The following is a 14,550-nucleotide window of genomic DNA, read 5'->3' as shown; positions in this document are numbered from 1 at the left end:
GGGAGGGCTACAGGCCTTGCTGCAACGCCGGGTCATCCGGATTCTGCTGCTCCAGCTGGGCCAGCAGGATCTGCACGTTCTGCAACTGGCCGCTTTCCTTCCAGTAGGCGATCAGCAGCACCCGGGCCTTGCGGTTCGCCGGGTGGCGCTGGACCAGTTCCTCCAACTGGCGCTGGGCGGCCTCGAGCTGGTCGAGATCATGCAGGGTCGTGGCGAGCTTGAAGCGGTACTCGCTGTTGTCCGGCTCCAGTTCCACCGCCTTGGCCAGGCTCAGCAGCGCATATTCGCTCTGCCCGTGGTGCAACAGCCACACACCCAGGGCATGTTGCAGGTAAGCCGACTGCGGTTGCAGCTCCAACTGCCTGGCCAGCAACTGGCGGGCCTGGTCCGGCTGGTTGCGTTTATCCAGCAGTTCGACCTGCGCGACCACTGCCTTGAGGTTGTTCGGCTCCAGTTGCGAGACGCGTTCCAGGGACTGCTGGGCTTCGTCCAGCTGCCCCTCATGCAGGTACAGCCGGGCCAGCTGGAACTGCGCCTCGGCGCTTTCCGGCTGGGCCTTGAGGGTGCGTTCATATTCGTCGACCACCTGCTGCAGCGGACCGAAGTACAGTCCCTGGTCGTCCGGTGAGAGGCCGAGCATGGCATTGGCCGCGGCGAAACGGACTTCCTGTTCGCTGTCTTCCAGCACCGGCCCCAGCAGCAGGCTGCGCTGGGCCCCTGGCACCAGCCCGACGATGCTCTGGATCGCTGCTTCGCGCACCAGCGCCGACGGGCTCTGCAGGTCCGCATCGGCCAATTTCAGCGCGCGCGGGCTGGGGTAGTTGGGCAGTTCGGCATGCAGCGCGGCGCGGCGGATGTCCGAGAGGTCGGTGCGCGCCAACTGCTGATACAGCACCCGCGCAGCCCCCGGCAGGCCGTTGTGCGCCTGCTTGAGCGCCTGGCCGTAGTTGACGTGCGGCGCCTGGGGCGCGGCCAGCTTGCCGGGCAGCTTGTGCCAGATGAAGCCGAGGGCGAGCAGTAGCGACAGGCTGATCAGCAGATAGCGGCGGGGCTTCGTCATGCAGGGTCCGTGAGCTGGCGAGCTTTTCGTGAGGTTGCCAGCTTCGGTCAGCAGCGTCCCGGAGTCAAACCCCGGGGCTCAGTTGAGGACGTATTCCACCGGTTGCAGCGGTGGCGGCAGGTCGCGGTGGCCGAGGCTGGCGAGGATTTCGCGTTCCACGGTGCGCAGGATCGCGCTGCAGGGCAGGTCGTTTTCATCGAAGCCGAACGGGTCCTCCAGGTCATCGCCAATCTCGTCCAGGCCGAGGAAGGTGTAGCTGACGATGGCGGTGAACACCGGCGTCAGCCAGCCCAGCGGTTCGGCCATGGCGAAGGGCAGGAGGATGCAGAACAGGTAGATGGTCCGGTGCAGCAGCAGGTTGTAGGGGAAGGGCAGTGGTGTCAGCTTGATCCGTTCGCAACTGGCCTGGACCTGGCTGAGGCTGAGCAGCAGCCCGGCGAGTACCGTATAGCGCCATTCGCTGATCAACCCCTGGTGCGCCAGGGCCTGGCAACGGGCGCCGATGGCTTGCAGCAACTGGTCGGTGACATTCGGGTGGCCGGGGTCTGGCATGTCCTGCTGCCAGGGACTGATGGCCTGGCGTTCGTCTTCCCGGCGCAGGCGGGCGATCAGGCCATGGGCGAAGCCGCAGAGCTCGCGCAACAGCACGGTGCGCTGCGGACCCTCGCCGAGCACCTGGCTTTCGCGGATCACCGAGCGGATATCGATGATCATCTGCCCCAACTGTTTGCGGCCCTCCCACCAGCGGTCGTAGCAGGCGTTGTTGCGAAAGCTCATGAAGATCGACAGCGACAGGCCGAGCAGGGTGAACGGCGTGGCGTTGACCTTGGAAAAAAGCTCCGGGCGCGCGGTTTCCACCAGCACGATGACCGCGGCGAGGAGGGTCACCATCAGGCAACGCAGGGCAATCCGGCGGGCGATCGAACCCTTGAGGGAAAACAGGATGGCGAACAGGTTCGGCTTGGGGCGGACGATCATGGGCAGGAACTGCTTGAAGCGCGGGGTTTACGCAGGCGTAGACTAGAAGTCCGGGTCGGGCTTGTCCAATCGCTTTATCCGACGGTTTGATCGACGATGTCTATCAACAGGACATCGAGTGCAGCTTTGGATTATCAGCTCTCGAAAAGCCGTGCGCTGAAAGGGGATGAGCCCTTGACCGAACTCATCCCTTTCTTCTCGCAGCCTCAGCCAATATTAGGCTTTCAGTCGGTTAGCCGAACATGGCGAATGCATCGCCGCTGTTGGCTGGCAGGTTGATGATCTGGTTGTCCGCCGTCTGGATCTGTTCGATGGTGTCGTAACCGGCGAACCAGTCCTTCAGGCGCACGCCTTCCTGTGGAATCTCTCCGGCCGCCACACTGTTGTTGTGCAGATAGAGGTCATTGCCGACACGATCGAGCAGCATTCCGGAACCAAGGAAGTTCAGGACCAGCTTGTCGCCATAGCTGGTGCCCGTGTCCTGAATGGTGACCAACTGGTTGGTGTTGACGATATAGGTATCATCGCCTTCGCCGCCGTCGGCAAAGCCTCCGGACTTCATTTGCCATGGGAACTCGACCTTCAGGCCCATTTGCAGCGTGTCATTGCCCGCGCCGCCGAACAGCGAGAAGTTGTTGCCGGCACCGATCAGGATGTCGGCACCATCGCCACCATCGGCGGTACCGCTGATCACGGTAATCGTGTCATTACCGGCTTCACCAAAGGCGAAGGTGCCCCGGTCATCTGGAGCGCTGATGATGATGTCATTGCCATTTCCGCCGTACAATATATCGGCCTGCGGACCGGCGGCCGTAACGTCAACTGCGAACGGCCCGAGCGCGGTATAGAGGCTGCCGTAAATGACATCATCGCCGTCACCGCCGTAGATGGTGTCATTGCCCAGGCCGCCTTCAAGGCCGTTGGCAACTGCGTTACCGGTCAGGATATCGTTGAAATTGCTGCCGATGAGACTCTCGACGTTGATCAGTACATCGCCCTCGGCATCTCCACCCTGATTGACGCCTGTCAGCAGGTTGATATTTACGGCGGTGCTGCTGTTGGCATACCAGGCTGTGTCGATGCCTTCGCGGCCATCGATCACATCGGCACCGGCACCTCCAATGAAGTTGTCGTTGGCAGTCGAACCCGACAGCGTGTCGGCAAACCGGCTACCCTGGAAGAGTTCGATTCCAGTATAGGTGTCACCGGCGGCGTCACCACCGTTGACCTTGGTCTTCAGGTCGATGGTGACTCCTGCGTCCGAGCTTTCATAGCTGATCAGATCGATGCCCGTGCCGCCATTGAATGCCATGGCTCGGCTGTCGCCAACAAAGATGTCGTTGTAGTTGGAACCCAGAATCGCTTCGATGCTGTTGTATGTATCACCCCGTGCGATACCCGAGTGAACTCCGGTCCGGAAGTTGAGGTTTACGCCGACGGCGCTTTCCGTGTAGCTGACCGTATCGGTACCTGCGCCGCCAATGAACTGATCGGCCCCGTCGCCACCATAGAATGTGTCGTTTCCAATCCCGCCGGTGATGATGTTGTCACCAGCGTTGCCGTAGCCGGTAAAGGCCCCGGTGCCGGTATAGGTCAGGCGCTCGATGTTGGCCGACAGGGTGTGCGCGCCATAACTGGTACGGACCTCGTCGTTGCCTCCACCGGCCTGCTCGATGATGGCAGTACCGAGTGTGTTGCTGATGATGTAAACATCGTCACCGGCACCCCCTTCGAGCGTCGCATTGAGGGTGTCGATGCTGAAGGTGTCGTCGAACGCCGAGCCGATAACCCTCTCGACGTTGACCAGGGTATCGCCTTCGGCATCACCACCCATACCGGTCCGGCCTACGACGCCATAACGAAGGTCGACGTTGATAGCTGCGGTGGATGACGAATAGTTGACGGTGTCGGTACCGTTGCCGCCATCGATCTTGTCGGCACCCGCACTTCCTAGAATCAGATCATTGCCACCCAGTCCGTTGATCTCATCATTCCCGCTGGTTCCTGCCAGCGTGTCCGCCCCATCTGTTCCGTTTATCACTGCCATTTGTTACTTCCTTGCGTTGCTGAATCCTGTCCCTGGTAAGCGGTAGACCGCTCACTGCACATGGGCGGATTATCGACTGAATCGATCGAAGTATGAAAGGGCGACAGGAAAGCCCCGAGGCCAGGGACACTCGGGGCTGTGGGGGAGTGGCAGAGTCTTAATAGCGGGCCGGGCGATAAATCGGCGGGTGGGCGGGATAACCGCCGCTGTAACCGCCTGAGAAGCCATAGTCGTAGCCTGCATTGTACTGCATGGCAAGAGCATGGGTGTTGCCCGCTATGTAACCCGCTTTATAGCCACTGTTATACCCATTGTTGTATCCGACAGTGTAAGCCGAAGCGTAACTCAGGGGTCTGGCGGGCACGTTACTATGGCAAGTAGTGCGGCAGGCGAGCGCGGCCTGGCTGGGTGTCGCGATCAGCGGGCAGATAATCCCCGCTGCAACCAGCAAGGCCAATGCAAGCCCTTTTCGGGAGCGCAAGGAGTACGCCGTTTTTGTCTCCCCGGAACGGGCCGACGACGAAAGAACGATAGGAGTCATTTCAGTATCCCTCTGGATCAAACCAATACACTCAGGTGCAAACCCTGAACCCTTCACGTGCCCGCCTCAGGGGGTGTTGGCGACCACGCCGTCTCCCTGCTGGCTTACGCTCGCGTCTTCGCTGATGCCTGCGGTATAGGCGCCATTGGGAGAAATGGCGTCGGCACAGTCGTTGCCACCGGCGCCAAGGGAAGTGATCGGGATGAGCGTAGCGCCGGTGAGATGGTAGGCAAAGGCTTCACTTTCACCATTGACCTCGCCGCAACCGACGACGATGCCATTGTTGGAAATCGCCTTGGCGACGGCTTGCGAACTGCCCGACAAGAGTGGGATCGGGATGCCGTTGGTACCTGTTGCGGGGTCCCAGACGAAGGGCCCGGTCAAGCCGCCGGCTTTCACCCGGTTGCCGGTGATCTGCCCCGAAGCATTCATGGCTACCCCGGAGTTACGCAATGAGGTACTGCCGTTGATGGTCGTCATCACTGCTGGCGCGCTGGTACCGCCGGCCGGCCATTGCACGGTTTTATACACACCGGGCGTGCCGCTGCCGGTGCCGGTGTAGTAGCAGGTGCCGAGGATTTGTCCGATTGCATTGATCGCACTGGCCTCGCAGTAGCTGGCCCCGCTGGGCACGGTTAACACGGTATAGCTGCTGGTGAGAGTGGTCCAGAGCACGGCCAGGTTTTTTCCCAGGCCTCCGACCCCCGCCGGGCAATTGCCGATGACCGATGGGGTCGCAGCGTCATTGATATCCACCACGTTGCAGTTGTCGACCGAGCCGAGCAGCGGCGGTTGCAGGAGGTTCGCCGCCCCGGCGGCGCTCCAGTACACCGGAGAGCTCACCCCCGTGGGGCTGATGCTGTTGCCCACCACGATACCTGCCTGGTTGACGGCAACGGTTTCTGTCTCTACGTCAGCTACCAGGTGCAGCGCGGCGAGAGGGGGCAGTGGTTGCATTTGCACAGGGGCTGCACTGGGATTGTTCAGATTCCATTTGACACCCTGGCCTACTTCGTTGGCGTCTTCACAGGTGCCAATGGCCACGGCGGTGCTGAGCGGCGCATTATTGACCGCGTCGGCGGTGCAGCTCGCTTGCACGCCACTGGGGGAGGCGAACAGGGAGGGCAGGGCCGTGGCCCCGCCAGCGGTAGTGTCATAGACGGCTCGGGTGATGAAGTTTGTGCCTTCGGCCCTGCCCACAGCCACATGGAAATCATTGAGAGCAGCCACCAGGGTATTGCTGAATGAGCCGTTGCCGATGCTATAGGCCCATCCGGCAGCCTGTGCCGTCATGGCCAGGTTGGCGACGGCGATAGCCAGGCCAAGTGAGGTGACAAGACGAGGGGGAATTTTCATGACGCTTCTCCTTGCGATGAGTGCGCGCACGATCTATGCGCGTCCTTAACGTACCCAGCGCCTGCTTCCCCGGTAACTGTCAGAAATGACAGTTCGTTAGAGTATTTCGGAGTTGATGAAATATCTTGTAACACTATCGCCCGGTGTTGTTCATGCATGAAAAAAAGCCCCGCAACCCAAGGGCTGCGGGGCCGAAGCGGTCGGAGGGGCATCCAACCGGGAGAGCTTGAATCAGTTGCTGGCGACGGTCTGCGGCGTGAAACCGCCTCCCAGCGCCTTGTAGATCGCGACGATGCCGCGATACAGGTCAACCTCGGCCTGGGCCTGGCTGTCTTCCGCGGCCAGGCGTTCGCGCTGGGCATCGAGCAGCACCAGGAAGTCCACGCTGCCTTCGCGATAGCGGATCGCGGCCAGGTCGGCGGCGGCACGGCTCGATTCGCTCTGGCGAATCAGCGAGATCAGCCGCTGCTGGCGCTTGCCGTAGTCGGTGAAGGCGTTCTGCGATTCCTCCAGGGCCAGCAGCACCTGCTGCTCGTAGGTCGCCAGGGCACCTTCGGCCTCGGCATTGGCGCCGCGCAGGCGGGCCCGCACGCTGCCCAGGTTGAACGCCGGCCAGGTGATGCTCGGGCCCAGGGCCCAGGCATTGGCTGCCGACGAGCCGATCTGCGAGCCACGCCCGGCGGTGAAGCCGAGGAAGCCGCTGAGGCTGACCCGTGGGAACAGGTCGGCCTTGGCCACGCCGATCCGTGCAGTGGCGGCGGCCAGCTTGCGTTCGGCGCTGAGGATGTCCGGCCGACGCTGCAGCAGGTCACCCGGGTTGCCAATGGCCAGGGCCTTGGAAATCGCCGGCAGCTCCTTCGGGCTCAGGTCCACCGTCAGGCTGTCCGGACGCTCGCCGAGCAGGGTCGCGATGCGGTTCTTCTGCCGGGCCTGCTCGGCCTGCAATTGCGGCACGCTGGCCTCGACCGCCGCCAGGCGGGCATCGGCGCGGACCACGTCGAGCTGGTCGCCGACACCGGCATCGCGCAGGCTTTCGGTGATGCCCCGGGACTCCTGCTGGTTCTTCAGGTTGGCCAGGGCGATCTTTTCCCGCAGTTGCGCGCCGCGCAGTTGCCCGTAGGCATCCACCAGTTCGGCGATCATCGTCACCTGCAACTGGTACAGGTCGGCTTCGGCCGCCTGCTGGTCGGCGTCGGCGGCCTCCAGGTTGCGCTGGATGCGGCCGAACAGGTCGACTTCCCAGGCCATGTCCAGCCCCAGGTCATAGCGTTCGCTGTTGACCCGGCTTTCGGTCTGCCCAGGCACCTGGCCCTTGCCGAGGTTGGCGCTGGCACGGCTGGTGATGGTCGGCATCGCATCGTCGCTGACATCGTCGCGGATCGCCCGCGCCGCCTTCAGGCGGGCGAAGGCGACACGCAGGTCACGGTTGCCGCTCAGGGACTGGGTGACCAGTTGGTTGAGGGTCGGATCGTCGAACTGTTGCCACCAGACACCCTCGAAACGCGCGCGGTCGAAGTTCTTGCGATCGGCGCTGTCATCGCTGGCGGCGCTGATCTTCGCCGCCGGGGTGTCGGGGGTCTTGTAGTCCGGGCCGACGGCACAGGCGCTCAGCGCCAGTACCAGCAGGCTCGGGAGAAAGGCCTTCATACTGCTCATTGTTGCGCCTCCAGCTTGAGGGCCCGGGCAGCCTTGCGAGCTTCACCACGCTCGACAAAGCGGCGGATCAATACATAGAACACTGGGGTCAGCAGCAGACCGAAGAAGGTCACGCCGAGCATCCCGGAGAACACCGCCACACCCATGGCATGACGCATTTCGGCACCGGCACCGCTGGAGAACACCAGGGGTACCACACCCATGATGAACGCCACCGAGGTCATCAGGATCGGCCGCAGACGCAGGCGGCAGGCTTCCAGTACCGCGCTCAGCGGGTCGAGACCTTCTTCCTGCTTGTCCTTGGCGAACTCGACGATCAGGATCGCGTTCTTGCACGCCAGGCCCACCAGTACGATCAGGCCGATCTGGGTGAAGATATTGTTGTCGCCACCGGACAGGATCACCCCGGCAATCGCCGACAGCAGGGTCATCGGTACGATCAGGATCACCGCCAGCGGCAGGCTCCAGCTTTCATACAGGGCCGCCAGTACCAGGAACGCCAGCAGTACGCAGAGCGGGAACACCAGCAATGCGGTGTTGCCCGAGAGGATCTGCTGGTAGGTCAGGTCGGTCCACTCGTAGGTCATGCCGTTGGGCAGTTCCTCCTGCAGCAGCTTCTCGATCGCCGCCTGGGCCTGGCCGGAGCTGTAGCCCGGGGCCGCGGCACCGTTGATTTCGGCGGTGATGAAGCCGTTGTAGTGCATCACGCGGTCCGGCCCCGAGGTGTCGCTGACCTTGATGAAGGTCGCCAGCGGGATCATCTCGCCCTTGTTGTTGCGGACCTTCAACTGGCCGATCTGGTCGGATTCGAGGCGGAACTGCTGTTCGGCCTGGACGTTGACCTGATAGGTACGACCGAAGCGGTTGAAGTCGTTGGCATACAGCGAACCCAGGTAGATCTGCAGGGTGTCGAAGATGTCGCTGACGGCCACGCCATGGGTCTTGGCCTTTTCGCGGTCGATCGCGGCATCGACCTGCGGCACGTTGACGGTGTAGCTGGTGAACAGGTTCGCCAGCTCCGGCACGCTGTGGCTCTTGGCAATGATGTTCATGGTTTCCTTGTACAGCTCGTCGTAGCCCAGGTTGCCCCGGTCCTCGATCTGCAGGCGGAAGCCACCGATGGTGCCCAGGCCTTGAACCGGCGGCGGCGGGAAGATCGCCATGTAGGCTTCCTGGATCCCGGCGTACTTGCCGTTCAGCGCACCGGCGATGGCGCCGGCCGACTCACTGGGGTCCTTGCGCTCGTCGAACGGCTTCAGGGTGACGAACACGATGCCGGCGTTCGGGCTGTTGGTGAAACCGTTGATCGACAGGCCGGGGAAGGCCACCGCGCTTTCCACGCCAGGCTGTTTCAGGGCCAGGTCGGACATGCGCTTGATCACGTCCTCAGTACGGTCCAGGCTCGCCGCGTCCGGCAGTTGGGCGAAGGCCACCAGGTACTGCTTGTCCTGGCCGGGCACGAAGCCGGTCGGCGTGGTCGAGAAACCGAGCCAGGTCAGCACGATCAGGCCGGCGTAGAGCACCAGCGCCACGCCGCTGACGCGGATGACACGGGCCACCGCACCGACGTAGCCATGGCTGGCGCGGTCGAAGAAGCGGTTGAACGGACGGAACAGCCAGCCGCCGAGCAGCGCGTCGAGGAACCTGGAGAAACGGTCCTTGGGCGCATGGTGGTCCTTGAGCAGTACCGCGGCCAGGGCCGGCGACAGGGTCAGCGAGTTGAACGCCGAGATCACGGTCGAGATGGCGATGGTCAGGGCGAACTGCTTGTAGAACTGGCCGGTCAGGCCGGAAATGAACGCCGCCGGGACGAACACCGCACAGAGCACCAGCGCCGTGGCGATGATCGGGCCGGTCACCTCGCGCATGGCGCGCTTGGTGGCTTCGACCGGGCTCAGGCCCAGGCCGATGTTGCGCTCGACGTTCTCCACCACCACGATGGCGTCGTCCACCACGATACCGATCGCCAGTACCAGGCCGAACAGCGACAGGGCGTTGAACGAGAAGCCGAACACATGCATGACCGCGAAGGTACCGATCAGCGACACTGGTACGGCCACCAGCGGGATGATCGAGGCGCGCCAGGTCTGCAGGAACAGGATCACCACCAGAACCACCAGCACCAGGGCTTCGAACAGGGTGTGGATCACCGCCTCGATGGAGCCACGGACGAAGATGGTCGGGTCATAGACGATGCTGTAGTCCATGCCCTGGGGGAAATCCTTCTTCAGCTCTTCCATTTTTGCCCGGACTTCGTTGGAAATCTCGATGGCGTTGGAGCCGGGACGCTGGAAGATCGGGATCGCCACCGCCGGCTGGTTGTTCAGCAGCGAGCGCAGGGCGTACTGGCTGGAGCCGAGTTCGACCCGGGCGATGTCTTTCAGGCGGGTGATCTCGCCGTCGTCGCCGGCACGGATCACGATGTTCTCGAACTCCTCCTCGGTGACCAGGCGGCCCTGGGCGTTGATCGACATCTGGAAACTGGTGGCGTTCGGGGCGGGCGGGGCGCCCAACTGGCCGGCCGCGACCTGGCGGTTCTGTTCGCGGATGGCGTTGACCACGTCGGTGGCGGTCAGGTTGCGCGAAGCGGTCTTGTTCGGATCGAGCCAGACCCGCAGAGAGTAGTCGCCCATGCCGAACAGTTGCACGTCACCCACGCCACCCAGGCGCGCCAGCTCATCCTTGATGTTGAGCAGGGCATAGTTGGACAGGTAGAGCATGTCGTAGCGCTGGTCCGGCGAGGTCAGGTGCACGACCATGGTCAGGTCGGGCGAGGCCTTGTCGACGGTGATACCGATCCGGGTCACCTCGGCCGGCAGCTTGGGCTCGGTACGGGTCACGCGGTTCTGCACTTGCACCTGCGCGTTGTCCAGGTCGGTGCCCAGGGCGAAGGTGATGGTCAGGGTCAGTTTGCCGTCGGCGGTCGACTGCGAGGACATGTAGAGCATGTTCTCGACGCCGGTGATCGCCTGCTCCAGCGGGGCGGCCACGGTTTCGCCGATCACCTTGGGGTTGGCGCCGGGGAAGTTGGCCCGCACCACCACGGTCGGCGGCACCACCTCCGGGTATTCGCTGATCGGCAACTGGAACAGCGAGATCGCACCGGCGATCAGGATCAACAGCGACAGTACGGCCGCGAAGATCGGTCTTGATATGAAGAACTGGGAAAAATTCATCGTGTGTATCCCTTAACCGCGTGGAGTCGCTGCGGCCAGCTTGTTTGCCTGGGTCGGGGCGGCCTTGGCCGGGGCGACCTGGGACAGGTTGCTGGCTTCCAGGGCTTGTCGTTGTTGCGCCAGGGCGGCGAGGGTTTCCTTGCTGGCCATCGGGATCACTTCAGGATCCACCGGTGAACCAGGACGCACGCGCTGCAGGCCCTTGACGATGACGGTGTCATCCTTGTTCAGGCCGCTGCGGACGATGCGCAGGCCTTCGATCTTCGGACCCAGCTCGACGGTGCGGTAGGCGGTCTTCTTGTCGGCATCCATCACCAGCACGAACTTCTTGCCCAGGTCGGTGCCGACCGCTTCGTCGTTGATCAGCACGGCGTCGTAGGTGCCGCTGCCGACCAGCTTCAGGCGTGCATACAGGCCGGGGGTGAAGCTGCCGTCGCTGTTGTCGAACACTGCGCGACCGCGAATGGTGCCGGTGCGTGGGTTGACCTGGTTGTCGACGAAGTTCATCTGCCCCAGGTGCGGGTTGCCGGTTTCGTTGGACAGGCCGAGGTAGACCGGCGTGGTCTGGCCGCGCTTGCCCTGGCGAGCCAGCTGGGTGTACTTGAGGTAGACCCGCTCGTCGGCGTCGAAGTAGGCGTAGACCTTGTCGGTGGAGACCACGCTGGTCAGCGGCGTGACATCGGCGGTGACGATGTTGCCGGCGGTGATTTCGGCACGGCTGACACGGCCGGTGATCGGCGCGGTGACGCGGGTGAAGCTCAGGTTCAGACGCGCCAGGTCCAGTTGTGCCTGGGTCGCGTCGACCGCGGCCTTGGCTTCCTGGGCGGTGCTGGTACGGGTGTCGGCCAGCTCGGTGGAAATCGCGTTGCTGGTCAGCAGGCGCTTGCCGCGTTCGGCTTCGTTGGCGGTACGGTTGGCCGTGGCGCGGGCCTGCTGCAGTTGGGCTTCAAGGCGATGGACTTCGGCCTGGTAGGGGCGTGGGTCGATCTGGAAGAGCAGGTCGCCCTTCTTCACCAGCGCACCCTCGGTGAAGGCCACCTGGTCGATCTGGCCGGAGACGCGCGGACGGATCTCCACGGTTTCCGGAGCCTCGAGGCGCCCGGTGAATTCGTCCCATTCGTTGACGGGTTGTTCGATGACCTTGGCCACGCTGACCTTGGCCGCCGGCATCGCGCCGCCTGCTGCCACCGGTGCCTTACCGCAAGCGCTCATCACCACGACTGCCAGGGCCGCGAGAGGGAAGCGCAAAAGTTTAAGTGACTGTTCCATGGGGGGAGTCCGCCAATCTATTGAGGATGGGCGGATCATGCGTTGGCCGCTGATCGCACACGAATCGAATGAAGCGAAGGTAACTATCATTCGGAATGATATGAGCGCGCAGCCAGCCCTCTAGCATGCGCCCTTCGTTAGCAGCCTATCAATCTCTTCCGGTGCAAATCACTGTTGCCGGAAATGCAACAGGGGGCGTTTTTCGAGAGAGACCGAGACAGGTTAAATATATTCTGCTGATTTGGGTCAATGAATGCCGATAGATAGTGTGATAGAGATTTCCGCGTAACTGATTATTTACTCCAATAGGGGTGATGGCACTTCGCTATGTCGCGTAAGATGCGTTCGCGCATCGAGGGACAAGAACAAGCAACTTCACAGCGCTAAAACTTTATCGGTTCATAAAGAGGCTTGAAGTCACATGTTCAGAAACCTGCCGTTGCGCATGAAATTAATGCTGATCCTGATGTTGCCCTTGTTGGGGTTTCTGATGCTGGCGGGGGTTTTCGTTGTCGATAACTACAAGACCCTGAAGGACATGAATGCGACAGTGAGTGCCAGCGCCACCGCACAGAAACTGAGTCGCCTGATCACCACATTGCAGCGGGAGCGCGGTGCCAGCGGGGTTTTCCTGGGCAGTCGCGGTACGGCGATGGGGGATCGCCTGGGGCAGTTGCGAAAGGAATCCGATGACTCGATCGATGTCGTGCGCAGCCTTTCGGCAACTAACGGCGAGAACCTCGCTACGGTTATCGATGCCCTGGACAAGCTGACGCAAGTTCGTCGACAGGTTGATAAGCTGGCAATCACGGCGAATGACTCCGGCCAGCGTTATACCGAGACCATTAAACAGCTGATCGGTTATACGCAATCGCTGGAGGCTCACGTCAATAACGCAACGATTGTCTATGCACTGGGCGCGCTCAATCAGTTCATCGAGATGAAAGAGCGGGCCGGGCGGGAGCGGGTGATCTTGGGCCTGGTGTTCAACCAGGATCATTTCGATGAAGCCCTGCTGTCCAGTTTCAGTCGCAACCTTGGCGAGTTCACCGCGTATTCCGATGCTTTCCGCCGCAAGGCTCCCGAAACCTCGTTGCAGCAGTTCGACCGGGAAATGCAGGCACCGGCGGCGCTCGAAGTCGCCAGGCTGCAACGTCTGGGTTTTGAAGTGCCCATGGGCCAGTCACTGGGGATCAGGCCCCAGGCCTGGTTCGAGACCGCCACGCAGCGCATCGACCTGATGGGACGGGTCGAGGAAGCCCTGGGGCAGAGCGTCAGCGCCCTGGCCGCAGAGCGTCGTGACGACGCCAGCCGGGCCCTGTGGCTGACGATCGGCGGTGCCGTCGCGGCCTTGCTGGCCGTTTCGCTGCTCTCCTATCTGATCATCTGTAATATCAATGAAGCCGTGGCCGAGGTGAACCGTGTGCTGGGTGGCCTGGCACAACGTGACCTGACCGCCCGCACCACCTATGACGGCCGGGACGAATTCGGCCAGATCTCGCGCAACCTCAATGGTATGGCTCAGGAGATCCGCGATATCGTGCAGGAAATCGGCAGTGCCACCGCGCAGGTGGCCACGGCTGCCGAAGAGTCCTCGCAAGTCACGGTGCAGACCAGCCAGAGTGTCGAGCAACAGCGCCAGGGCACTGAACTGGTCGCCACGGCAATCAACGAAATGAGTGCCACCGTACGCGATGTCGCCCGCAGCACCAGCGATGCGGCGCAGTTGTCGCAACAGGTCAATGCCAGCACCACCCAGGGGCGCGGCGAGATCGAGGGGACCATCGAACTGATTCGTCAGGTCTCGACCCAGGCCGGGCAGACCGCCTCGGTCATTGGCGACCTCAAGCACGAAAGCGACGCGATTTCCTCGGTGATCGACGTCATTCGCGACATTGCCGAGCAGACCAACCTGCTGGCGCTGAACGCGGCCATCGAGGCGGCAAGGGCAGGGGACCACGGTCGCGGCTTCGCAGTGGTGGCCTCGGAGGTGCGCACCCTGGCGCAGAAGACCCAGGAGTCCACTGGCAATATCCAGCAGATGATCGTCAACCTGCAGCAGGGTTCGGACCGTGCCAGCAGTTCGATGCAGGAGACGCTGGAGAAGGCCCGTGCGGGGGCCATCCGGATCGAGCGGGCGAGCGAGCTGCTGGGGCAGATCTCCGAAGGAGTCGCCAGCATCAGCGACCGTAATATCCAGATCGCCTCGGCGGCCGAGGAGCAAAGTGCCGTTTCCGAAGACATCAGCCGCAACGTAAACGAGATCAATGACCTGGTGGTACAGGTCAGTGCCGGAGCCGAGCAGACCGCCGTCACCAGCCGTGAACTCGCGCGTCTGGCCGAGCACCAGCAACAATTGGTCAACCGCTTCAAGGTCGCCTGATTCGGCAACCTTCGCGACGACGAGGCGATCACAGTTGTCGCCTCGCTGCAAAATATTTAATGAGAATCAGTATCAAAAGCTAAT

The 14,550-nt window shown here is 62.5% G+C and carries 9 protein-coding genes and 1 pseudogene; 2 read left to right on the top strand and 8 right to left on the bottom strand.

What is annotated here, in order from left to right; genetic code table 11:
• Positions 1-7: 7 nt before the first annotated feature.
• The 8 genes from ACM62G_RS28350 to mexE all read right to left on the bottom strand — a co-directional run bounded on the left by ACM62G_RS28350 (position 8) and on the right by mexE (position 12,083).
• A complete protein-coding gene (locus ACM62G_RS28350) occupies positions 8-1,060 on the bottom strand; it encodes a tetratricopeptide repeat protein (protein ID WP_054058149.1) in 1,053 nt (350 codons plus the stop codon).
• A 78-nt stretch (positions 1,061-1,138) separates the two neighbouring features.
• Positions 1,139-2,038 carry a bestrophin family protein gene (locus ACM62G_RS28345; RefSeq protein ID WP_419736165.1) on the bottom strand — a complete coding sequence of 300 codons (900 nt, stop codon included), beginning with the start codon at positions 2,036-2,038 and terminating at the stop codon, positions 1,139-1,141.
• A 232-nt stretch (positions 2,039-2,270) separates the two neighbouring features.
• Positions 2,271-4,085, bottom strand: coding sequence for a beta strand repeat-containing protein (locus tag ACM62G_RS28340; RefSeq protein WP_419736164.1), 1,815 nt, complete (start codon positions 4,083-4,085; stop codon positions 2,271-2,273).
• A gap of 157 nt (positions 4,086-4,242) precedes the next feature.
• Positions 4,243-4,626 (bottom strand): hypothetical protein, encoded by a 384-nt coding sequence (locus ACM62G_RS28335; RefSeq protein ID WP_419736163.1) that lies wholly within the window; start codon positions 4,624-4,626, stop codon positions 4,243-4,245.
• Between the two features lie 66 nt (positions 4,627-4,692).
• The gene (locus ACM62G_RS28330; RefSeq protein WP_419736162.1) at positions 4,693-5,982 is read right to left on the bottom strand and encodes an HAF family protein; all 1,290 of its coding nucleotides are present in this window, start codon (positions 5,980-5,982) and stop codon (positions 4,693-4,695) included.
• 231 nt (positions 5,983-6,213) lie between these two features.
• Positions 6,214-7,638 carry an efflux transporter outer membrane subunit gene (locus ACM62G_RS28325; protein WP_419736161.1) on the bottom strand — a complete coding sequence of 475 codons (1,425 nt, stop codon included), beginning with the start codon at positions 7,636-7,638 and terminating at the stop codon, positions 6,214-6,216.
• A complete protein-coding gene (locus tag ACM62G_RS28320) occupies positions 7,635-10,814 on the bottom strand; it encodes an efflux RND transporter permease subunit (RefSeq protein WP_419736160.1) in 3,180 nt (1,059 codons plus the stop codon). The genes ACM62G_RS28325 and ACM62G_RS28320 overlap by 4 nt, the downstream gene beginning before the upstream one ends.
• 12 nt (positions 10,815-10,826) lie before the next feature.
• Positions 10,827-12,083, bottom strand: a complete 1,257-nt coding sequence (gene mexE / locus ACM62G_RS28315; protein ID WP_054062230.1) for a multidrug efflux RND transporter periplasmic adaptor subunit MexE — start codon at positions 12,081-12,083, stop codon at positions 10,827-10,829.
• A 421-nt stretch (positions 12,084-12,504) separates the two neighbouring features.
• On the opposite strand from mexE, the pseudogene ACM62G_RS28310 reads away from it, so the two are divergent.
• A pseudogene (locus ACM62G_RS28310) lies at positions 12,505-13,608 on the top strand (nitrate- and nitrite sensing domain-containing protein); the annotation flags it as partial.
• The gene (locus ACM62G_RS28305; RefSeq protein WP_419737574.1) at positions 13,600-14,466 is read left to right on the top strand and encodes a methyl-accepting chemotaxis protein; all 867 of its coding nucleotides are present in this window, start codon (positions 13,600-13,602) and stop codon (positions 14,464-14,466) included. The pseudogene ACM62G_RS28310 and the gene ACM62G_RS28305, both read left to right, overlap by 9 nt.
• Positions 14,467-14,550 lie beyond the last annotated feature (84 nt).

The sequence above is a fragment of the Pseudomonas sp. COR18 genome (genome assembly GCF_048568395.1).
GTDB classification, from domain to species: Bacteria; Pseudomonadota; Gammaproteobacteria; order Pseudomonadales; family Pseudomonadaceae; genus Aquipseudomonas; species Aquipseudomonas fuscovaginae_B.
This window is presented reverse-complemented; position numbering and strand designations above follow the sequence as displayed.

Bases quoted from the DNA above. Each gene is read 5' to 3' on its own strand.
- mexE (WP_054062230.1), bottom strand. From the start codon at position 12,083: ATGGAACAGTCACTTAAACTTTTGCGCTTCCCTCTCGCGGCCCTGGCA.
- ACM62G_RS28335 (WP_419736163.1), bottom strand. From the start codon at position 4,626: ATGACTCCTATCGTTCTTTCGTCGTCGGCCCGTTCCGGGGAGACAAAA.
- ACM62G_RS28305 (WP_419737574.1), top strand. From the start codon at position 13,600: ATGGCTCAGGAGATCCGCGATATCGTGCAGGAAATCGGCAGTGCCACC.
- ACM62G_RS28325 (WP_419736161.1), bottom strand. From the start codon at position 7,638: ATGAGCAGTATGAAGGCCTTTCTCCCGAGCCTGCTGGTACTGGCGCTG.
- ACM62G_RS28330 (WP_419736162.1), bottom strand. From the start codon at position 5,982: ATGAAAATTCCCCCTCGTCTTGTCACCTCACTTGGCCTGGCTATCGCC.
- ACM62G_RS28340 (WP_419736164.1), bottom strand. From the start codon at position 4,085: ATGGCAGTGATAAACGGAACAGATGGGGCGGACACGCTGGCAGGAACC.
- ACM62G_RS28345 (WP_419736165.1), bottom strand. From the start codon at position 2,038: ATGATCGTCCGCCCCAAGCCGAACCTGTTCGCCATCCTGTTTTCCCTC.
- ACM62G_RS28350 (WP_054058149.1), bottom strand. From the start codon at position 1,060: ATGACGAAGCCCCGCCGCTATCTGCTGATCAGCCTGTCGCTACTGCTC.
- ACM62G_RS28320 (WP_419736160.1), bottom strand. From the start codon at position 10,814: ATGAATTTTTCCCAGTTCTTCATATCAAGACCGATCTTCGCGGCCGTA.